The following is a 20,561-nucleotide window of genomic DNA, read 5'->3' on the forward strand; positions in this document are numbered from 1 at the left end:
AACAGAGGTTTCTATGCACACCGATCCGCCATTCCGCTTCCGTTTTCGCGTCCGTTACGGCGAATGCGACGCTCAGGGCGTTGTCTTCAATGCCCGCTATGCGGATTTCGTGGATATCGCCGTCAACGAATACATTCGCACGTTATTTGGCGATTATCAGCGCCTGCTGGATCAGGATCTGGATATTCAGGTGGTCAGCCTGACGGTAAACTGGAAAGCGCCGGCGACGTTCGATGACGTGCTGGAGGCGCGCATTCGGGCCGGGCGCATTGGCAACACCTCATTCACGTTGCATCTTGAGTTCTATCGTTTCGGCGATGACCGGTTGATTGCCGATGCCGACATCACCTATGTGATGATCCAGCCATCGCAGATGGCCAAGGTGGCGGTACCGCAGAACATCAGAGGGCTGCTTGAGGCAGGAGCCCCCGGCGTGCTGATCAGTCACGCCGGGGAACAGGTTCAGGAGCGCTGATCAGCTTCCCTGCAGGGCCTGGATCACGGCCTTGGCGGTGCCTTCCGAGGAAGGCGGGTTCTGTCCGGTGATCAGTTTCCCGTCCACGACAATGTGGGGCGTGAAATCGTCACCGCAGGAGTAAGTACCGGTCTTTTCCTTGAGCATGTCCTCAAGCAGGAACGGCACCACGTTGGTCAGGCCCACGGTCTCTTCCTCGCTGTTGCTGAAGCCGGTGACATTGCGACCGCCAACCAGGTTCTGGCCGGGCTTTATTTCCACGTCCCGGAACACGGCGGGGGCGTGGCAGACGGCGCCGATGACCTTATCCTGCTCGTACGCGGTCTTGATCAGTTCGACGGATTTCTGGTCGTTGACCAGGTCCCACAGCGGGCCATGGCCGCCTGGATAGAAGATGGCGTCGTAGTCGTTCATGTCCACGTCGCTCAATTTCTTGGTGCTGGCGAGCGACTCCTTGGCATGGGCATCCTGTTGGAACCGACGGGTGGTCTCGGTCAGGGCGTCCTCGGTTTCACTGTTGGGGTCGATCGGTGGCTGACCACCTTTCGGCGACGCCAGGGTAAGTTCGGCGCCGGCGTCCCGGAAGACGTAGTAGGGGGCAGTGAACTCTTCCAGCCAGAAGCCGGTTTTGTGGCCTGTGTCGCCCATCTGATCATGGGAAGTCAGAACCATCAGAATCTTCATAGTTAGTCCGTCCTTTGCATTGACGAATGAATGGCAAATATCAACTGCGCCTGTGAACCAAGGTTGTGCCGGGTCAGGCAAATTCAACCGTTCAGTACGCCGATCGCGCCACGACAGATCTGCCGGGGGCTATACTGGGTATTGTCTGATAACCTCAGGCAGTACGTGCGAGACATTCATGGAAGGACAACAAGCATGCGAGCATTGATACTGATGATGCTTGCGCTCATCGCTATGCCGGTATGGGCGCAGCAGGGCACGGAAACCATCGAGCCGTTGACGGTCACGGTGGGAGTGAATCACGCGCCACCTTATCGAATCATCAAGAACGGCGAGCGTACCGGTCTTTACGTAGAGATATTCGAGGGGATTGCGACCCGGCTGGGGTGGAATGTGCGCTATCGGGAGGCGCCCTTTCGACGGGTGCTGCGCCTGGCGGAAGAGGGCCAGGTGGACATCGTGCTGGGGCCATTGCAAACCGAGGAGCGGGAGCGTTTTCTGGAGTTCGTTGCTCCGGCCTTTCCACCCGAGCGTCGTCTGTTTTTCTACCAGACCGACACCCACCGGATTGAAGGATATTCCGATCTGTACGGCCGGGTGATCGGCGTCCTGGACGGTTCCAGCTATTTTCCCCGTTTCGACGAAGACGAAAAGCTGATGAAAGAGCGGGCCCCGCGATACGAAAATCTGATCCTGATGATGGAAAAGGGGCGGGTGGACGTGGTGATCGTGCCGGAATTGGTGGGGAAGTATATTGTGGATCGACTGGATGTGACGGCCAGAATCTCGCCCTTCTTCGTCCCGGGCGAGCGCTCGTACATTGCGGTATCGAAAAAATCGAAAGCCCTGGCCTACGCCGATGACATCCGGGCCGCCTTCAAGCTCATGGAAATGGAAGGAACCTACGAGGACCTTGTTCTGAAATACCTGGAAACCGAGTCACCATGACCCCGGACCACAACGATCTCTGGTTCCTGCCCCTTGGCGGTACCGGCGAAATTGGCATGAACCTGAATCTCTATGGCCACGATGGCCAATGGCTGATGGTGGATTGCGGCGTGACCTTTCCCAAACCCGGTCGCATTGCAGCCGATGGCACCGTGCACCATCGGGGCGAGCCCCCGGTCCAGATGGCGGATCCGGCGTTTATTGCCGACCGCCGGGACCAGCTGGCGGGGCTGGTCATTACCCACGCCCATGAGGATCACGTGGGCGCGGTGCCCTACCTTTGGCCGCTGTTGCAGTGTCCGATCTACACCAGCCGGTTTACCGCCGAGATACTGCGCCGGAAACTGGCGGAGTTCGATCTCCTGCACCGGGTGCCGATCATCGTCGTGGAGACCGGAGAGAGCCGGCAGATTGGTCCATTCAACGTGCAGTGGCTGGCGCTGACCCATTCCATCCCGGACCCCAACGCCCTGATGATCCGCACCGGTATCGGCAACATCTTTCACAGTGGCGACTGGAAGCTGGATGACCATCCCCTGGTGGGGCACGGCTATTCCCGGCAGACCTTCACCGATCTGGCCGATGAAGGTGTGGCTGCCATGGTCTGCGATTCCACCAACGCCACCGTGGCAGGCCATTCCATTTCCGAGGCCGCGCTGCATGAGGGGCTGCTGCGGGCGGTGCGGTCCGCGGAGGGGCGGGTCGTCGTTACCTGCTTTGGCAGTAACATCGCCCGCCTGCATACCCTCGGTCTGATTGCCCGGGAAACCGGCCGCTACATGGGCCTGCTGGGGCGTTCGCTGATCAACATGAGTGGCGCGGCGCGGGCGGCGGGCGTCTGGGATGCCGCCGATCGCCTGATCAATCCCTCTCACCTGGGGTACCTGCCCCGGGCTGAAGTGCTGGCGGTGGCCACGGGCAGTCAGGGCGAGCCGCGTACCGCCTTGCGCCGGCTGGCGGCCGGTAGTCATCCGGATTTCGAACTGGAAGCGGGGGACACCGTGATCTTCAGTGCCCGGGCAATTCCCGGCAATGAAGAGGCCATCGACGCCCTCATCAGCAAGCTCCGGGGCATGGGCGTCACGGTGATTACCGCGGAGGATTCCGCCGTGCCAATCCACGCCTCCGGCCACCCCGCGCAGGAGGAATTGCAGGCCATGTACCGGTGGGTCCGGCCGAACATTGCCATTCCGGTGCACGGTGAAGCCGAGCACATGGATACCCATGCGGACATTGCCAAAGGCTGTGGCGTGGCCCGAACGCTGGTCGGCCGCAATGGTGACCTGTTCATGATCCGCCCGGTGCCGGGCATGCGCCGGCAAATCGCCGAGACCGGCCGATTAGGCTGGGACAAACAGACGTTGGTCCGGGTCGACTGATCGCAGACCAAATTCCGATAGTCGTTCGCATCCTATCTGGTTAGACTGGGCCTTCATCAGTTACAACATTTGTTTTATGGAGGCCGACGTACCATGGCAATCTGGACCCGCACACCAAATCTGGACTTCCTCAAGGAATCCAGCAAAAACACGGCCGTGGCCCACATGGGGATTGAATACCTGGAGGTTGGCGACGATTACGTGAAAGGGCGGATGCCCGTGGACGAGCGCACTGTGCAGCCGTTCGGGATTCTTCACGGTGGCGCCTCGGTGGTGTTGGCGGAGACGCTGGGCAGCATGGCCGCGAACTGCTGTTTGAAAGATCCGGAAACCGTGGCCGTGGGCCTGGACATTAACGCCAATCACCTGCGCCCGGTCAGCACGGGTTGGGTGTACGGGACCGCAAAGGCCCTCCACCTCGGCAGTGCCACCCAGGTCTGGGAAATCCGCCTGGAAAACGAAGATGGCAAGGCCACCTGTATCTCACGTCTGACCATGGCCGTGACCCGGCGTCCGAAACTCTAGGGGCTCTGCATCTCGTCCGGCTCGTCGGGGACGGGGGCTGAAAGAATCAGGCCGTCGTCGACAAAGTCCTTGAGCACAATACCATGGCTGCCGTCCGGCACCTCCCGCGCGATCTGGTAGGGCTGTCCGTTTTCATCCCGCGGCGCCCGCATCAGGTCCAGGGGTCTGAACGGCGTCATGACGGTCTTGTCCACTTCGCGTACCAGAAGCACTTTCGGCTTCAGCTTGTGCTTGCGATGCGTTTCCACCACGATGGCCACCTCGCCGTTCAGCATTTCCACGATGGAGCCGGGCGGGTAGACGCCAATCATCTGGATAAACGCCTCTGCCAGTTCCCTGTCGAACTGACTGTCGCGGTGTTTGTGGATGATTTCCAGTGCCTGCATGGAGGCCCGGCCCGTATCGTACACCCGGTTGCTGGTAATGGCGTCGTAGGTGTCCACCAGTCCGACGATCTTGGCGAAATAGGGGATTTGCCGGGCTTTCAGGCCCCGGGGGTAACCCTGGCCGTCGACACGTTCATGGTGGCTGTAGGCGACGTCCACGGCGGTATTCAGGGACTGGCTGGTGCCCATCAGGATGGTGCGGCCGTGTGTGGTGTGCCCGCGCATCACCTGGAACTCGGACGGTGTCAGTGCCCCCGGTTTGTTCAGGACCTCGTCAGGAATCTTTACCTTTCCCACATCGTGTAACAGACCACACAACGCCAGGTTGCGGATTTCGCCTTCCAGAAGCCCCAGATGCTTGCCAAATGCCGCCGACAGAATTGAGACGTTGATGCAGTGCTCGGCGGTGTACTCATCCTGATTCTTGATTTTGGTCAGCAGCAACAGGGCGTTTTCGTTGCGAAGTACACTTTCGACGCAGCCGTTGACCACCGTGCGGGCGTTGTTCAGGTCCAGTGTTCGTCCCAGCCGCAAGCCGGACATGATCGACTTGGCCGTTTTCTGGGCATCTTCAAACCGGATCACCGCTGTTTTCATTTCCGTGCCGGTGTCCACCTTGTTGATGTAGGTGACCCGCCGGCGAGGGGGGACTTTCGGGGGCGGCTCTGCCCTGGGAGGCGCCGCTTTTTTGCCGCGTTTGAAGAAACCGAAAAAGCCCCCGGGAGATCGGGTGCGCTCGCTGTCACGGGGTGGTGGGACGGATTCGGGCCGCTCTAAGCGGCCTTCGATGTATACGAACTCACACTCTGAACGCAGTGCCTCGATCTCGGAAGCGTCGCGAATTACAAAGCCCTGCAAAAGAAAGCTTGTTTCCTCCCAGGGCCTGTCAAGGCGCACGACGTGCATGCCCAGTGACAGGTCAGCGACATCAATACAGGTCTCTACGATTTCTTGATGAGGTGTGCCCATAACAAGTTCCAGGTCATCCCTGACTGCATCTTGATTCCATTTTGAAGGGAATCCCTCCGAAACGAACGACTCGGCCTGTAAAATCTGGTGAAATAACATTCATTCAATAGGTTAGTCTGTCGTTGGCCGATACGCTAATCATTGTCTGCTGTCAGGAACGAACAAGGGCTTCCGCCATGACCGACCCCAACAGTGTTCGGCTCTGGTGGCTGGCGCTCGCCGCCGGTCTGATCCCGATGCTGACCATTCACGTGACCTTTTTTGTCTCTGTTCTGGAGGGGCATGTTTCGTTCTGTATTCCGTACTGGGATAGCTGCACCAGCATCAGCCGGACCGGGCGTCATGGCACCGCTTATTTCATATTCAAGGGCGCGATGCTGCCCGCGTCCGTGCTCGGGCTGTTGTTCTGGTGGTTCAATGGCCGATGGCTGAGGCAGCTTGGCGTGCGGTCGGCGGCTATTGTCTGGGTGCCCTGGCTGGGGCTGGTCGCCAGCGCCGCCCTGGCGGCGTACACGGTGGCGCTTGGTCATGAGGGCGAAGGCTTCAACCTCATGCGACGGATCGGCGTTGTACTCTACCTTTCCCTGACCTTTCTCTGCGAACTGCTCATCAGTGCCGCGCTCCGGGAACACCCGGTATGGCGTGGCGACGGCAAGTGGTTACTCGGCCTGTGCCAGCTGACACTCGCCATCGGTATCCTTTCTGTGATCCTCAATGGCGTCGCGCCAGCCCTCTACAGCCGGACAGACGATGCTTTTGAGTGGGTATTCGCCCTGCTGATCAACGTGCATGCCCTTCTGCTGGCGCGGCTGTGGCGCAAGAGCCGGTTCAGGGTAAGGTTCTGGGTGGACTGACCTTTACAGCGAGAGCAGGCCGCGGACCAGGGCAGCCGCCCCGGCTACGGCTGCAATGGCCAGGATCACCGGTCGAAGCCCGTCAAAGGGCATGCGGCTGACCAGGCGTCCGGACAGCCAGAACCCGATCAGGACGCCGGGGAAGGTCAGCCCAAACAGTTGCAGCTCACGGAGGCCAAGATAGCCGGAGAACAGCAGTGCGGCCAGACTCAAGAAACTGGCCATCAGGAAGAATGCGGACATGTTGGCCCGGACCAGGGGGCCCTTTTCATTCTGGTAGATCAGGGCAATGGGTGGTCCGCCCACGGCGGTAATGGTGCCCATATAGGTTGAGGCAGCGCCTGCCATGATGCTATTGGGAGCGTTCAGTGCCGGGCGCAGGCCGGCAATGCTGAGAGCTACGCCGGTCAGGATCAGGACGCCAAAGATCAACTCGAACCCCTTGGGGGACAGAACCAGCAGCGTCAATCCCGCCAGTACCGTGCCGATGGCGCCTCCAACAATGGCAAAACGTACCTGGCGCACCTGCAGAGCACCGCGATTGCGAATCAGCATGAAGATCGTCAGGATCGTGGCGTTCAGAATTAAAGGCCCCGGTAAAAAGAGAGGGCTGACGAGGAACAGCAGCGGTGCAGAGAGCGTTCCAATGCCATAGCCAGCCACGCCCTGGAGGCACGCTCCGGCCAGGATGGCGAGATTGGCAAGCAGTATCTGCAGCAGGCTTAGTTCGTTCAAGTCAGGTCACCGGGCATGGGGGAATCTGCCTTGATAACACAGCAGGTAAGGGGTTGGAACTGGTAGACTGTCATTCCTCATCCGACCTTAGTGGAAAGACGGGCGATCCCTGATGACAGACCAACCTTCTCCCGATCAGACAACCTGTCCTTGTGGCTCTGGCCAGGACTACGGCACCTGCTGTCAGCCCTACCACCTGGGCGAGCCGGCCGCATCCCCGGAAACGCTGATGCGTTCCCGTTACAGTGCCTTTGTGCTGGGCCTGACGGACTATCTGCTGACTAGCTGGCACACCAGTACTCGTCCGGACACCCTCAATCTGCAGCAATCGCCGGACTGGGCGTCGCTGCAAATCCTTGGCAGCTCCCAAAAAGGGCGTGCCGGCATGGTGCACTTCCGGGCGCTCTACCGTGCCGGTAGTGGCTGGGGTTATCTGGAGGAGCATTCGGAATTCGTCCGGGAACAGGACCGGTGGTTCTATGTGGCAGGCGATACCCGCGAAGGCCCGTTGAAGCCCGGGCGCAACGAGCCTTGCCCGTGCGGCAGTGGAAGAAAGTACAAGACCTGTTGCTTGAAGGTTGGATAACAGCTGCCATGAAACAGCCCATAACCGGCTACCACCGGGACCAGGAGAGTCACTGGGTTGCCCAGTTGGCGTGCGGTCACAACCAGCATGTGCGCCATGACCCGCCCTGGGTTAACAGGCCCTGGGTGATGACGCGAGAGGGTCGGCAATCCATGCTGGGTTTCGAGCTGGACTGCAAGAAATGCGACCAGGCTGCGCCGCCGGACCATCAGCCATAAGCTATAATCTGGTCAAACTCTGATCACTCTGGTGGCAAAGGAGTCTGCCATGGTCGAGCGCCTCGTCATCTGTGCTGACGGCACCTGGAATCGTCCCGAAGAAGACCTGCATAAAGACGTTCCCACCAATGTTCTGCGAATGGCCCGGGCCATCAGCCCGCTGACCGCCAGGGGCTGGCCCCAGCATGTGTTTTACGACTGGGGCATTGGCTCCTACTACAACGCCGTGATTGGTGGTGCAACGGGCCGGGGCATTCACAAGAACATCATGGATGCCTACCGCTACATCGTTCAGAACTATGAGCCCGACACCGAACTGTATTTCTTTGGCTTTAGCCGAGGTGCCTACACGGTGCGTTCCCTGTGTGGCCTTATCAATAACTGTGGCATCCTCAAGCGGCCCGATGCGCGGCTTATCCAGAAAGCCTTTGACCACTACAAGAAAACGGGCAAGGAGTATGCGCCGGCCGGTGCGGAGTCCCTGAAATTCCGGGCTGAGCACAGTCATCCGTCCCGCGAGATTCATTTTGTCGGGGTGTGGGACACGGTCGGTGCACTCGGCGTGCCGTTTTCATTGCTGGGATTGTTTGATCGTAAGGACGAGTTTTATGACACCAAACTCGGCAGTAACGTTCGGGTGGCGCGACACGCACTTGCCATTGATGAACGCCGGGAGGATTTCGAACCCACCCTGTGGCGCCCGAGGCCGGGGCTCGATCTGAAACAGGTGTGGTTTGCCGGTTCTCACAGCGACATCGGTGGCGGGTATCCGGCGGACGAGGGCGGTCTGTTTGCCTCGGACATTGCCCTGGACTGGATGGTGCAGGAGGCGAGGGCGGCGGGCCTGGAGATCGAGCCGCACCTGCCGGCTGCGGCCAGGCCGGACGCTCGGGCGAAACTGCACAATTCCCGGCGGCACATTTTCCGGTTTTCCCAACCGCTGATCAGACCCCTGAAAGTCGCCGATGTTGAGACCACGATCCACCCATCGGTGAAGGATCGCTGGCGTCTCGATCCGGGTTATCGCCCACCCAATCTGGAGCAGGTCGGATTTCAGGGTTGATGACCGTGGTCGTTGGCGCCGATGGCACAGGCGTACTTTCGCTCGTACCGGCGGTCCGCCCAGTTCTCGTAAATTCGCGAGGCAATGGGGAAGACCAAAGGCCAGAGCAGGGGCTTGAACAGGAAGCCCACAGTGGTATGTGACCAGGCGCGCACATTGGCGTGCAGACCGGTTACCCAGTCCCCGGACGGGGTCATCAGGTGAAGGCGGCGAAGCAGATCCTCGTGGTCTGGCACCAGCGGGTTGTTGCCATGCTGTTCGTGGATGTCCGCGAAGATCAGGTTGCCATCCTGAAGCTTGCGCAGAGTTCGGATCTCGCGGGCACACAGTGGGCAGCGACCGTCGTAGAACAGGGTGTCATATCGGGGCTCCATCAAGTCCTCCAAGGGCCAGTATCTGCTTTCGGACGTCTGCTTTTTGCTGTTCCAGCCTGGCTTTCAGAGCGCCCAGGGCCGCCGGAAGAATCTCCGGGGCGTCGCCCCGGAACTGTTCCAGCAACTCGATCTGAACGTGCAGATCCTGGAAATGGCCGTAATGTTTCTGGCGCTCTCTCAGAACCTTCAGGGGCTGCTTCCAGCCCGCCCTGTCGAGTTCCATCAGGTAGCGCGTCCGTTTCAACCGTTTGCGCAGTCGATGGAAATCCTCATCGGGCGAGACGCTGGTCAGCATCGCAGTCAGTTTGTTGATTTCATCCATACGTCGCCGGGCGGTCTTTCGGATGTCTTTATGGCTCAGTGATGCGGCAAGTTTTTCCAGTTTTCGGGACTCTATCCGGTCCTGCCAGTCGGTGAGGCTCTTGAGGTAGCGCTTGCCGGTCAGTTTTTTTACCAGCTGTTGGTGTTCGTCATCCGCCTCTCTCTCGAAATAGGTCTGCAATGCGGTGCGCAGTTCATCATTGGCGGAACATAACCATGGCAGCTGTTGCAGGAATACGTGCAGATCCCTGAGTCGACTGGTCGCGTTTGCGTTCCGTTTCAGTTGCTTGATGGCCTTGGCCAGCAGTTTGTTGTTGGTCACTTCCTGAACTGATTCGGCAATGGCGCGGCTGCGGCGAATGGCAATGCGGTACTGGTGCAGAAACTCGTCATCCAGTCCTATGATCACCCCCGGTGTCAGCTGTTGCATGAGCGCCAGCTGGTGTTGGAGTGCTGCAGGAATATCCCTGCCCGGTCGGGCGCCGTCGGTATCCGGTCGCTTTTTCAGTTTGCGGGCGAAATGGGTATAGCTGAACTGGATGGGTGTCAGGAGCGTTTCCAGTTTGCCCTTGCCCCCGGCCAGTTCGTGCCAGTGGCGAACAGGAATGCGAATGTGCACGAAACTGGCCGTTGGAAGTTGCTCGGGCGGGCGTTTTAGCAGCCACTGGGCCAGCTCGAGGAGGGCCGGGTTGTGGCCAATGACCGCAATCGCGCCTTGCCCATCCCGGTCCTGTAACCATTCTGCGAGACGACGGAAATCAAAGGTGTAGAGATCGGGGCAGACGTGTACCCGCTCCGGGGGGAATGCGGCCGGCAGGATGCCCTCAAGTGTCGCCTGCGCCCGCGTTGCTGAACTGGCGTAAACCTGGCCACCGAAACCACCGTGATGAGCAAGGGCCCGGCCCAGGGGTGCCAGCTGGCTTTGCCCCCGGGCATTCAGGGGCCGCGCCCGGTCGCGCAGTGTGTCGTCGGCCCAGCTGGATTTGGCGTGTCGGATCAGGTACAGGTGCTTCATGCTAGAACCCTGGCACTAAGACATTGGTCGAAACCGCGCTCAAGAATTGGACAATACCGTCGATACCCTAATTAGCTGAATATGCGTGGACAGTACCAGTCTAGTGTCAACACGCACGACCTTCACTGTTTCGTGCGTAAACCGGTCTTAACAAACTGGAACAGTGCTCAACGCATCTCTGTGGATAATCCATAACTCTACCCAATCCCCGAGGATCGTTGTAATGAACGTGCTGAACAAACTGCGCATCCGCACCCGATTGTTGCTGGCCGTCCTGGTGCCGGTACTGATCACCGCAGCGACCATCGCCTGGATCACCGTCAGCCAGATCCAGGCCAGTGGTGAAGCAGAACTCAAGCGGCTTGAAACCAGCCTTCTGGAATCCCGGAAAGCCGGACTCAAGAATCTGATCGACGCCGCCCGGGCAGTGGTTCTGGAAGCGAAGAACGACCCCGAATTGTCGGAAGAGGAAGCCAAGGCCGAGGCGGCGTCGCGTCTCAGAACCATCCGTTTCGACAAGACCAATTACGTCTTTGCCTACACCCGGGATGTCTACAACCTGGCCTATGCGCCGGACCCCACCAAGGAAGGGCCAACGAACAATCCGACTCTCAAGAAGCTGGTGGGCGCCCTGTTCGATGCGGCGCAAAGCGATGGCTATTACGGGTATGAATGGATGAATCCGGCCTCGGGCAATGAGGAGCCAAAAGTCTCTTATTCCACCATTATTCCGGGTTGGGACTGGATGATCGGTGCCGGTGTCTACGTAACCAACATCGAGCGCGAAGTCGCCGCCGCCCGGGCTGAAATCGAGGACAACATTGCCTCCACCCTGGGATTCATTCTGGTGGTAACGGTGATCGTTGTGGTCATCTCTCTGGTGATCGGCCTGTTCGTCGGCCGCACGGTGACCCGACCGCTCAAGGGCGTGAGCGACATGATGCAGGAAATCGCTGACGGTGAGGGCGATCTGCGCCATCGTCTGCCCGAGGACGGTACGGACGAACTGTCTGAGCTGGGGCGTCGTTTCAATGCCTTCGTGGTCAAGATTCAGGACACTATCCGCGAGGTGGGGGCGACCACCGACCAGGTCGCCTCGGCCGCCGAGGAACTGAGCCGGGTTGCCAATGAAACCCGCGCCTCGGTTCAGGAACAGGGCTCGGAAACCGACCAGATTGCCTCGGCCATCAACGAAATGGCGGCCACCATCCAGCAGATTTCCGGCAATGCCAACGAGGTTGAAAGTGCGGCGTCGGACGCCGATCGCATGGCCCGGGACGGTGGCGAAACCATCACCAACGCCCAGGGAGCGGTGAACAAACTGTCTGAGGAAATCCAGGAAAGCGCGCGCACCATTGACGCCCTGGCGGAGAAGTCGGATGACATCCAGCAGGTGCTTGATGTGATCCACGCGGTGACGGAACAGACCAACCTGCTGGCCCTGAACGCCGCCATTGAGGCGGCCCGAGCTGGTGAGCACGGCCGAGGTTTCTCGGTGGTTGCCGATGAAGTTCGCCAACTGGCCAAGCGCAGTGCCGAGTCCGCAGACCAGATTCGTGAAATGATTGACGGCTTTGTGTCGGAGTCCCGTTCTGCGGTTGATCTCATGAACAAATCCCGGGATCGCTCGTCGGAGACGGTGGAACGGATCAATCACGCTACCAGCGCCCTGGGCACCATCGAGAAATCGGTTGGGCAGATTCACGACCAGGTGACCCAGATTGCCACCGCCGCGGAGCAGCAGAGCCAGGTCGCGGAGGAAATCAACCAGAATGTGGTCCGCATCGTCGACGCCGCCCAGCGCAGCGATACCGGCGTTACCCAGACCAACGAAGCGAGCCAGGAGTTGGCACGGCTGGGAGAAAGCCTGCGAGATCTGGTCAGCCAGTTCAAGGTTTGAGGTCCGGCGCCAAGGCCTGGATCAGGCCTTGGCGCGCGGTGGCATGCCGAGCTAATATTAGTCCGATTCAATAAAAATACATTACATAATAATAGGATAAAGGTTGCCAACAATGATGACTCGCCTGTTCAGAATGGCCGCGTTTGCGCTGCTGTTCTCTGTCAGTTCGCTCAGCCTGGCTGAGGACACATTTACCCTGCGCCTGGCGCAGACCTGGGGGCCCAACTCCCCGATCCTGGGGGAAACCGTCGAACACATGGCCAAGATGGCCGAGACCATGTCCGATGGTCGTCTGCAGATCCGGATTGACCCCTCCAACAAGCATAAAGCGCCGTTCGGTATCTTTGATCTGGTTCGGAATGGCCAGTACGACATGGGTCACACCGCGTCCTACTACTACAAGGGCACTATCCCCAACGCCATGTTCTTCACCACGGTGCCCTTCGGAATGATTGCCCCGGAGCAATACGCCTGGTTCTACCATGGTGAGGGCATGGAGCTGATGCAGAAGGTGTATGAGCCTTACGGCCTGCTGTCCTTCCCGGGGGGGAACACCGGCAACCAGATGGGTGGCTGGTTTCGGGACGAGATCAACTCCGTCGACGATCTTCAGGGTCTGAAGATGCGGACGCCCGGCTTTGCCGGTGAGGTTATGTCCGAGCTGGGTGTCGCGGTGACCAACATTCCGCCGGGCGAGCTATACAGTGCCCTGGAACGCGGCACGATTGATGCCCTCGAATGGGTCGGCCCGGCACTCGATTTCAACATGGGCTTTCACCAGATTGCCAAGTACTACTATTCCGGCTGGCAGGAGCCAGGCGCCGAAGTCCAGTTCCTGGTCAACCAGAAAACCTGGACCAGTCTGCCTTCGGATCTGCAGGAAATTCTGCGCGTTGCCATGCGCACGGCCGCCTATGACATGTACATCCAGAGCACCCACGAAAGTGGCGTAGCCTGGGACCGGATGAAGGAAGATTATCCGGATGTCACGCACAAGACCTTCCCGCCGGAAGTGATTGAGGCATTGCGCGGTGCCACCAACAAGCTGCTGAAAGAAGCCGCGGAGAAGGATGAGCTTGCGAAGGAGATCATCAACTCCCAGCGTGAGTACCTGCGTCAGGTCCGTCAGTGGACCAACATTTCGGACAAGGCCTATCTGGACAGTGTAGCCGGCGAATAAGCCGGATCGCCTGAACCGGCCGGCCATGGCCGGTCCCAACGGGGCGCAGGGATTTTTACGATCCCCGCGCCCCGTTTTTATTGTCCCTGCATGAAAACGCGCCGATGGGACTGGCCTGGGATCCACTGCTGGCAAGCGTGTTCGGTGTGGAGGCGGGATGAGATCGTCGATTGGCCGGCTGTCCTTGTGGTTGCTGCTGATGGTCGGCTCGGCTTTGCTGGCGCTGGTGGTGATGGGACGATCGGACGCCACGAAGGCGTAGGGAGCTGATCCCGGATTGATTGAATGTTGGGATCAGCAGTGGCCGACTGGCTCAGTTTGTGGTCTATTGGCCTATAATTGCTTCCAGTTCTCATACATTGCGGGCCTGCCCCTTTGATGCATCTGCTCCGTCCCCTGCTGATCATCGGATTGTTGCTGGCGTTTACTCTGCCGGGCGCAGTCCTTGCCGCCTCTCAGCCGGTCACCGATGGCTGGGAATACCGCTGGGGCGATTCCACCTTCAATGCCGACGGTGTGCCGTACTGGACCCTCGAGACAGACACCGACCAGTGGCAAAGCATAGGGTTCCCTTCCAATCCGCCTGCCCGCAACGGCCGGGAAAATGTCTGGTACCGGGTCACGCTTCCGGAAGGTGAGTGGCAGGAGCCGATTCTCTACATCTTCAGCGTCGACATCATCGTTCAGGTCTACCTCGGTGGTGAACTGATCTATCAGTACGGCACCTTCGATTCACAGGGGCGGGGATCCTTTGAGGGGTGGCCCTGGCATGCGATTTCCCTACCCGAGGGGTATCAGAATAAGCCGATCTATTTCAGGGTGTTTTCAGATTACACCGACATCGGATTGTGGGGCGAGGTGTCGATCATGGACCACGCCGATCTGGTGTTGTTCATCGTGGAAAATTCACTGGAGTCTCTGATAATTGCCGGGTTCTCTGCGTTGATCGCCCTGCTCGCATTGGTCTTCGCCATGCTGCAGACTGAACGAAGGACCTTTGCCAGTATTGCCCTGTTTGCCCTGGCTGCCGCGGTGATGCTGGTCGCCGAAAGCCAGGCAAGCCTGTTGATCGCCTATCGACCGCTGCTGTGGGACTATCTTGCTGCCGGTTCCTATTACATGCTGCCAGTGGCCCTGGCGTTGATGCTGGAACAATGGCTGGTGGACCAGCGGCCCCGGCTTATTCGCCTGGTCTGGAAGCTGCATTTGGGATATCTGGTGGGGGCGATTGGGCTGTCCCTCGCCGGCGTGGTCAACCTGTCGTCAACCTTCCCGGTGTTTGACGCTCTGTTCCTGGTGACCATCGCCGCCATTGGCGCGGTGGTGGTGGGTCGGTTCCGCCAGATGTTGCGGGAACAGCAGGTGCTCGTGCTGACCTATGGTATTTTCTGCGCCCTCCTGATCGCCGATATGGCGGTGGCCCACGGCATTCTGCCCTGGAGCCGCGTGCCTGTGAGCTGGGGGCTGCTGATTTTTTCACTCGCAGTGGTCGTGATCTCACTCTGGCATTACGCCAGTACCCAGACTGCGCTGAAGCGGTTGGCCATTTCTCTGGAGCAGAAGGTGGCTGAGCGTACTGCACGGGCTGAATCCCTGGCCCGTCGTGAACAGGCGCGTGTGCGCATGCTGACGTTCGAGAATGAGAAGAATCGGGTCCTGGGTGACATGATTGCGGACCTGCAGGATTGCCTCACGCTCGGGCAGGCCTTTGCCCTGTTGGCCAGAACTGCGCCGGACCTGTGCAGCCCGTTGCCGGGCGTGCTCTACCGACGCACTGCCGGGCGTCGATACGAGCCGGTCGCACGCTGGGGCGACAGCGGCGAGTCAGACTCATTGCCACGCGTGTTGGATGCCGGTAAAAGCCTGCCACGACCCTCGGACGCCCCGGGCAATGCCAGCAAGATGAACCCTGAGTCTGCGGATAGCTCATCAGCCGGTCCCCTGTGCTTCTGGATCAATGTAGAGTCGGCCAACGAGGGAGTGGTGACAGAGGGCGTCCTGCTGTTGGAGAGTGATGGCCTGTTCACGACCGAGGAGAATGACTACGGCCTGGCGCGACTGTTTGCCGGACTGGATCAGGCCATCCAGCGGATTGGTATCACGCTCTCAAGCATTGCCCTGCGCGAGGAATTGCAGAAGTTTTCCTATGAGGATGCGCTCACCGGCCTGAAGAACCGGCGTTACTTTGACCAGCTTTTCGAGCACGAGTGTGCCGTGGCCCAGCGCGGTCATCTTCCCTTGTCCCTGCTGGTTATCGATATCGACCACTTCAAACCGTTCAACGATACCCATGGTCATGAGGCCGGCGACCGGGCATTGCAGTCAGTGGCGCTGATCCTCCAGCGTCAGTTCCGGGAGAGCGACATCGTCTGTCGGTATGGCGGTGAGGAATTCGTGGTCATCATGCCCGGGGCATTGACCGAGGACGCGAAAGAGCGCGCGAATTCTCTGTGCGACTCTGTCAGTGTCGCCTCGATCATGTTCCAGGGTAACGACCTGGGTCATCTCACTGTCTCGGTTGGTGTGGCCTGTTGGCCGGAAACCGGAGAAACGCCCGACCAGCTGATGAGTCTCGCTGATCAGGCGTTGTATCAGGCCAAGGAAGAGGGCCGCAACCGGGTGGGCATTTCGGGAAGCGAGGCCGCCTAGCCTCAGACCACCAGCACCGGGCACTTGGCGTGAGAAGCGACGCGGTGGGACACACTGCCTAGTAAAATGCCGTCCTTGTCGCTGTGGGTACCGCTGGTACCCACGACGATCAGATCTACCTCCTTCTCCTCGGCAAACTTGATGATCACCTTCGATGGCCGGCCGCCTTTCACAAAGGCACGGATCTTGGTGGCCCCGCGTGACTTCGCCTGTTCCTTTGCATGGTCCACCACTTCCTTGGCGTACTCCGATAACACCTTATCGGGAATATCCATGCCCGGGGGGCGTCCGATAGACAGGGATGCCTCGAACAGGCTGTGGTGTTTGTAAACGCAAATCAGATAGATCTCGGCGTCGGTCAGCTTCTGAAGTTCAATCGCCTTGTCCATCGCCTTGAGGGATTTCTTGGAACCGTCAATGGCGACCAGGATCCGTTTGAACATAGCTTTCTCCTTAAGATTCCGGTCCGATTACAGGTCAATCCCTGAAGGCAACGTCACGCAGGAACAGGGCAATGTCCGGGAACGCAATGATCAGTCCGGCGGCGGCCACCAGAATAAAGATAAACGGCGGTGTGCCCCGGATGACTTCCAGGTAGGGCCGTTTGAAGATCGCGATCGCGGTGAATATGTCGCAGCCAAAGGGTGGCGTCGCGGACCCAATGGCGACCTGCAGCGTGATCAGTACCCCCACCAGAACCGGATCCAGTCCGGTGGACTCAATGGCCGGAGCAAAAATGGGCGTCAGCACCAGGATCACTACGATGGGGTCCACGAACATGCAGGCAACGAAAAACGCGATGCAGATGGCAACCAATACGCCCACCGGGCCGGCTTCGTTGACGCCAACGGCGGACAGGATAGCCTGGGGAATCTGGGCAAAGGAGATGATCCAGGAAAAGCCGTTCCCGACTGCGACCAGGATAAAGACCACGGCAGTAATCAGACCTGTAGACTTGGCAATCCGGTAGATATCGGCAAGCTTGAGCGATCGGAAGACTATGAACTCCAGCAAGAACGCGTAAAGAACGCAGACCGCAGCGGCCTCGGTCGGGCTGAAGATGCCGCCATAGATGCCGCCCACGATAATGACCGGGAAGAACAGGGGCCATAGGGCCTCGCGTACCGACACGGCGCGTTGTCCCCAGGTTGCCTTGTCCTCGGTGGGCACATTGTTTTTGTAGGCATAGATCAGGCAGTAGATTGAGAACATGAACAGGATCAGGACACCCGGTCCGATACCGGCAATGAACAGCTCGGCAATTGAGGTTCCGGAGACCACACCATAGATGATCATGCCAATACTGGGCGGGATCAAAAACGCAATGTCACTGGCGTTGATGATCAGTGCCAACGTGAAGGAGTCGGAATAACCGGCTTTCAGCATCTTTGGCCGCAAGGGTGAGCCCACGGCGACCACGGTGGCCTGAGTTGAGCCGGATACTGCGCCAAACAGTGTGCAGGAAGTGGCGGTACTGATGGCCAGGCCGCCTTTCACGTGGCCGATAAAGGCCATGACCATGTTGATCAGACGTTCTGCGGACTGCCCTCGGGTCATGATATCCGCAGCAAGGATAAACATCGGCACCGCAATCAGTGACGCGGGCCGGATGCCCCCCATCATCTGTTGCACAAAGGTGCCCATCTGGCCAAAGCCGTCAAACATCATTACGAAGCCAACCACCGAGCCGGCGATCAGCGGAACCATCATCGGGAAGCCAAGCAGCAGCAACCCGATCATGACCAACATCATTATAGTTGCCATGGTGTTCTTTCCTTATCTCGCGTCAGCTGCTGGGTTCATACTTCCGATTCGGTATCTGAATAGCCGTCAACCACACCCGTGGAGAGGTAGACATCCTTGCTGGTGAGGTTTTTGATCGCGGTGAGCAGGTACTGGATACCGGTTATGGCAAAGCCAATAGGCGCCCAGATATAGATCCACCAAATTTCAAAACCAAGGGCCGGCAGGATTCGGCCGCGACTGTGAAGCGTCTCGATGTAACCAACCGAGTAATAGCAAAGGAAAAACATCGTCAGGGAGGTAAACAGGGCGATAAAGATCATCAGCACCTTGCGGCCTTTCGTTGGTATGGCATCGTAAACCGCAGACATCCGAATGTGGCGACCGTGGCGGGCTGCATAGCCGATGCCGGCAAAGGTAATCAGGATGATCAGAATCCGGTTGATCTCGCCGGAAAAGAAAAGGCCTTCACCAAACACATAGCGTGCGATGACGTTTACGCACGTGTTTATAGCCATCAAAATGACGCCGAGGGCCAGCATCACTGCCTCGACTTTACTGATCCATACGTCAATGGTTCCCAGAAACCCGGGCAAGCCAGACTCGTAGGTGCCAGTATCGTCTTCTAGATCCGGGGAGTTCTCGGACATGGCTTCCGCTCCAGAACTTTCTGCTCCCGACCGGTAGGAGGTCCCCGGCGGGGCGGGGTTAAGGGGTAAGCCCGCCGGCAGGCGCCGGCGGGCACTGACCAATCAGATCAGTCGTTCTGAACTTCTTTGAGGTCTTCCTTGAACTGGTTGAGCAGTTCCTTGCCACTATCGCCAGTCATTTCAATGAACTTCTCCTCAACCTGAGGAGCGCGCTCCTTGAAGGCCTGGATCTGTTCTTCGTTCAGACGGGTAACGGTGACCTCGTCGGATGCTTCCTTGATCTTGCCAAGGGCTTCCTCAGCGAGGCCATCGATGTGGACAATGATTTCCTCGAAGGCAAAGTCAGCGGCGTCCTGAACCAGCTTCTGGTCTTCGTCGGACAGGCCTTCGTAGAAATTCTGGTTAGCCATCATCGCGGTGGTGAACCAGCCATGGCTGGTGAAGACGAGGTTCGGAGACACTTCGTACAGACCACCGGACTCGATCCAGAAAATCGGGTTTTCCTGGCCCTGAATCATGTTGGTCTGGAGTGCACCGTAAACTTCACCCCAGGGTAGCGGGGTCGGGGTAGCACCAAAGGCTGCGTAGGTTTCTGACAGCAGTGGGTTGGTCATGACGCGGATCTTCTTGTTGTTGAAGTCCTCCGGCTTGGTGACCGGCTCGTCAACGGTGACCACCATTTCACCTTCCGGGTACATCTTCAGGAGCTCCAGCCCCTTGTCGGCGTACAACTCCGGGAAGTCCTTGTTGATGGCTTCACTCTCGCGGAAGAACTTGATGACCGTATCCATGTCGGTCGGCATCAGGTAAGGAATGAAGAAGATTTGCGCTTCAGGAATCAGGGCGCCGGTGAAACCGGGAGACTGGTTAACAAAGTTGAGGATGCCGGCCTGGGTCTGTTCCATGATGTCATCGGATTCGCCCAGTTCACCGAAACGAAAAATCTGCAGGGTGTGATCGGAGTTTTCCTCGATGTATTCCTTGAACTTGTATGCGAACACATCCTGTACGTCGCCTTCATACTCCTCGTGTGCGTAACGCCAGTTGGCGGCGTTCACGGAGTTAGCGACAGTCATCGCCGCAAAAGCGAACGCTGAAATTCCGGCCAGTTTCTTGAATTTACTCATGCTACTCATCGGGTTTTCTCCGTTCGTTTTTTTACTGAAATTTATTGTTACATTATTAAAGACTGGCAAAACAACGGGGTTTTCGCAAGAAAATGGCGAAAACAAAAATTTCAGACCGGTCTCGCAAGTTCATGAAATCATGGTTCATTCGGATGCGAGCGACACACCTCAAGGAACCAGCGGAACTCGCGGACCACCCGGTCGACGCTGTTCTCGAGCCGGTGACCATCCGGTAGCACCAGGGTGGGAAGCCCCTGTTCGCGGGCCAGATCGAGAACCGGCATGACCGGCACCACATCGTCCTCCCAGCCGTGGATGACCTGGCTGAACCGGGCCCGGACCCGGGGGCTGGACTGGGGATACTCCGCCATCGCCAGGGCTGGTGCCAGCAAGAAGCAGCCGAGAACCGGTGTTGACTCGCTGGTCTGCGCGCAGACCCAGCCACCCATGCTTGAGCCGGCGAGTACGGTGTGGGCCGGGTCGGCCCCGGCTTCGTCCATGGCCGCGGCCATCTGTGCCAGTCGGATTGCCGGATCCCTGGTGCTGCGGTGGTCGATAGCAACAGCGATGACTTCTGGAAAGGTTTCGGCGGCGTTTTTCATGGCCTGGATCTTGGTACTCCCCGGACCACTTTCGAGGCCATGGGAAAGAAATACAAAGAGCTTGGTTGTTGGCATAGCATGAACTCTGTGACGGGTTCGATGTGGAGATTTCCGAGTCTTCGGAAATCATGGTGGGTCGGAGCTGGCCTGTCCAGCCGGCTGGGGTGGAGCCGGTGAA

At 58.8% G+C, this 20,561-nt stretch carries 21 protein-coding genes; 11 read left to right on the top strand and 10 right to left on the bottom strand.

The genetic code is table 11. From position 1 onward, the window contains the following. Nucleotides 1-13 precede the first annotated feature (13 nt). Nucleotides 14-475 carry an acyl-CoA thioesterase gene (locus tag KZO34_RS11810; RefSeq protein ID WP_219476637.1) on the top strand — a complete coding sequence of 154 codons (462 nt, stop codon included), beginning with the start codon at nt 14-16 and terminating at the stop codon, nt 473-475. Here the strand turns inward: KZO34_RS11810 and KZO34_RS11815 are convergent, their stop codons facing one another. Then, nucleotides 476-1,159 carry a type 1 glutamine amidotransferase domain-containing protein gene (locus tag KZO34_RS11815; protein WP_219476639.1) on the bottom strand — a complete coding sequence of 228 codons (684 nt, stop codon included), beginning with the start codon at nt 1,157-1,159 and terminating at the stop codon, nt 476-478. 195 nt (nt 1,160-1,354) lie between these two features. On the opposite strand from KZO34_RS11815, the gene KZO34_RS11820 reads away from it, so the two are divergent. The 3 genes from KZO34_RS11820 to KZO34_RS11830 all read left to right on the top strand — a co-directional run bounded on the left by KZO34_RS11820 (nt 1,355) and on the right by KZO34_RS11830 (nt 4,011). Beyond that, nucleotides 1,355-2,107 carry a substrate-binding periplasmic protein gene (locus tag KZO34_RS11820; RefSeq protein ID WP_219476641.1) on the top strand — a complete coding sequence of 251 codons (753 nt, stop codon included), beginning with the start codon at nt 1,355-1,357 and terminating at the stop codon, nt 2,105-2,107. Beyond that, nucleotides 2,104-3,486 carry a ribonuclease J gene (locus KZO34_RS11825; protein ID WP_219476643.1) on the top strand — a complete coding sequence of 461 codons (1,383 nt, stop codon included), beginning with the start codon at nt 2,104-2,106 and terminating at the stop codon, nt 3,484-3,486. The genes KZO34_RS11820 and KZO34_RS11825 overlap by 4 nt, the downstream gene beginning before the upstream one ends. 93 nt (nt 3,487-3,579) lie before the next feature. Further along, nucleotides 3,580-4,011 (top strand): hotdog fold thioesterase, encoded by a 432-nt coding sequence (locus KZO34_RS11830; protein ID WP_219476644.1) that lies wholly within the window; start codon nt 3,580-3,582, stop codon nt 4,009-4,011. Here the strand turns inward: KZO34_RS11830 and KZO34_RS11835 are convergent. Further along, nucleotides 4,008-5,366 (bottom strand): HD-GYP domain-containing protein, encoded by a 1,359-nt coding sequence (locus tag KZO34_RS11835; RefSeq protein ID WP_219476646.1) that lies wholly within the window; start codon nt 5,364-5,366, stop codon nt 4,008-4,010. The two genes, KZO34_RS11830 and KZO34_RS11835, sit on opposite strands and share 4 nt — an antisense overlap. A gap of 176 nt (nt 5,367-5,542) precedes the next feature. On the opposite strand from KZO34_RS11835, the gene KZO34_RS11840 reads away from it, so the two are divergent. After that, nucleotides 5,543-6,220: a hypothetical protein gene (locus tag KZO34_RS11840; RefSeq protein ID WP_219476648.1), complete on the top strand. Its 678-nt coding sequence runs from the start codon at nt 5,543-5,545 to the stop codon at nt 6,218-6,220. 3 nt (nt 6,221-6,223) lie between these two features. On the opposite strand, the gene KZO34_RS11845 is transcribed toward KZO34_RS11840, so the two are convergent. Beyond that, on the bottom strand, nt 6,224-6,955 hold the full coding sequence (locus tag KZO34_RS11845; RefSeq protein WP_219476650.1) for a sulfite exporter TauE/SafE family protein: 732 nt from the start codon (nt 6,953-6,955) through the stop codon (nt 6,224-6,226). Nucleotides 6,956-7,067: 112 nt separating this feature from the next. Here KZO34_RS11845 and KZO34_RS11850 point away from each other — a divergent pair, with 112 nt between their 5' ends. From KZO34_RS11850 to KZO34_RS11860, 3 genes are read left to right on the top strand one after another with little or no spacing between them, the layout of a single operon-like run. Next, nucleotides 7,068-7,541, top strand: coding sequence for a YchJ family protein (locus KZO34_RS11850; RefSeq protein WP_219476652.1), 474 nt, complete (start codon nt 7,068-7,070; stop codon nt 7,539-7,541). Between the two features lie 8 nt (nt 7,542-7,549). Further along, entirely contained in the window at nt 7,550-7,759 is a 210-nt protein-coding gene (locus KZO34_RS11855; RefSeq protein ID WP_219476654.1) for a DUF3565 domain-containing protein, read from the top strand. Nucleotides 7,760-7,808: 49 nt separating this feature from the next. Beyond that, complete coding sequence (locus KZO34_RS11860; protein ID WP_219476655.1) at nt 7,809-8,822, top strand: DUF2235 domain-containing protein; 1,014 nt, start codon at nt 7,809-7,811, stop codon at nt 8,820-8,822. Here KZO34_RS11860 and KZO34_RS11865 read toward each other — a convergent pair. Both KZO34_RS11865 and KZO34_RS11870 read right to left on the bottom strand, forming a co-directional pair. Then, the gene (locus KZO34_RS11865; protein ID WP_219476658.1) at nt 8,813-9,196 is read right to left on the bottom strand and encodes a thiol-disulfide oxidoreductase DCC family protein; all 384 of its coding nucleotides are present in this window, start codon (nt 9,194-9,196) and stop codon (nt 8,813-8,815) included. The two genes, KZO34_RS11860 and KZO34_RS11865, sit on opposite strands and share 10 nt — an antisense overlap. After that, nucleotides 9,180-10,532, bottom strand: a complete 1,353-nt coding sequence (locus KZO34_RS11870) for a CHAD domain-containing protein (protein ID WP_219476661.1) — start codon at nt 10,530-10,532, stop codon at nt 9,180-9,182. The genes KZO34_RS11865 and KZO34_RS11870 overlap by 17 nt, the downstream gene beginning before the upstream one ends. 223 nt (nt 10,533-10,755) lie before the next feature. Here KZO34_RS11870 and KZO34_RS11875 point away from each other — a divergent pair, with 223 nt between their 5' ends. The 3 genes from KZO34_RS11875 (at nt 10,756) to KZO34_RS11885 (ending at nt 16,261) form a co-directional block, all read left to right on the top strand. Further along, the gene (locus tag KZO34_RS11875) at nt 10,756-12,432 is read left to right on the top strand and encodes a methyl-accepting chemotaxis protein (RefSeq protein WP_219476662.1); all 1,677 of its coding nucleotides are present in this window, start codon (nt 10,756-10,758) and stop codon (nt 12,430-12,432) included. A 115-nt stretch (nt 12,433-12,547) separates the two neighbouring features. After that, nucleotides 12,548-13,612, top strand: coding sequence for a TRAP transporter substrate-binding protein (locus tag KZO34_RS11880; RefSeq protein WP_219477297.1), 1,065 nt, complete (start codon nt 12,548-12,550; stop codon nt 13,610-13,612). 378 nt (nt 13,613-13,990) lie between these two features. Then, a complete protein-coding gene (locus KZO34_RS11885) occupies nt 13,991-16,261 on the top strand; it encodes a GGDEF domain-containing protein (RefSeq protein ID WP_219476663.1) in 2,271 nt (756 codons plus the stop codon). 2 nt (nt 16,262-16,263) lie between these two features. On the opposite strand, the gene KZO34_RS11890 is transcribed toward KZO34_RS11885, so the two are convergent. The 5 genes from KZO34_RS11890 to KZO34_RS11910 all read right to left on the bottom strand — a co-directional run bounded on the left by KZO34_RS11890 (nt 16,264) and on the right by KZO34_RS11910 (nt 20,458). Further along, nucleotides 16,264-16,704: a universal stress protein gene (locus KZO34_RS11890; RefSeq protein WP_219476665.1), complete on the bottom strand. Its 441-nt coding sequence runs from the start codon at nt 16,702-16,704 to the stop codon at nt 16,264-16,266. Nucleotides 16,705-16,738: 34 nt separating this feature from the next. Further along, complete coding sequence (locus KZO34_RS11895) at nt 16,739-18,025, bottom strand: TRAP transporter large permease (RefSeq protein WP_219476666.1); 1,287 nt, start codon at nt 18,023-18,025, stop codon at nt 16,739-16,741. Nucleotides 18,026-18,060: 35 nt separating this feature from the next. Continuing rightward, nucleotides 18,061-18,654, bottom strand: coding sequence for a TRAP transporter small permease (locus tag KZO34_RS11900; protein ID WP_219476668.1), 594 nt, complete (start codon nt 18,652-18,654; stop codon nt 18,061-18,063). Between the two features lie 107 nt (nt 18,655-18,761). Next, nucleotides 18,762-19,790 (bottom strand): TRAP transporter substrate-binding protein, encoded by a 1,029-nt coding sequence (locus tag KZO34_RS11905; RefSeq protein ID WP_219476671.1) that lies wholly within the window; start codon nt 19,788-19,790, stop codon nt 18,762-18,764. A gap of 128 nt (nt 19,791-19,918) precedes the next feature. Beyond that, nucleotides 19,919-20,458: a YqiA/YcfP family alpha/beta fold hydrolase gene (locus KZO34_RS11910; RefSeq protein WP_219476674.1), complete on the bottom strand. Its 540-nt coding sequence runs from the start codon at nt 20,456-20,458 to the stop codon at nt 19,919-19,921. Nucleotides 20,459-20,561: the final 103 nt, after the last annotated feature.

Origin of the sequence: Marinobacter sp. F4206 (genome assembly GCF_019392195.1) — a bacterium.
Taxonomy (GTDB): domain Bacteria; phylum Pseudomonadota; class Gammaproteobacteria; order Pseudomonadales; family Oleiphilaceae; genus Marinobacter.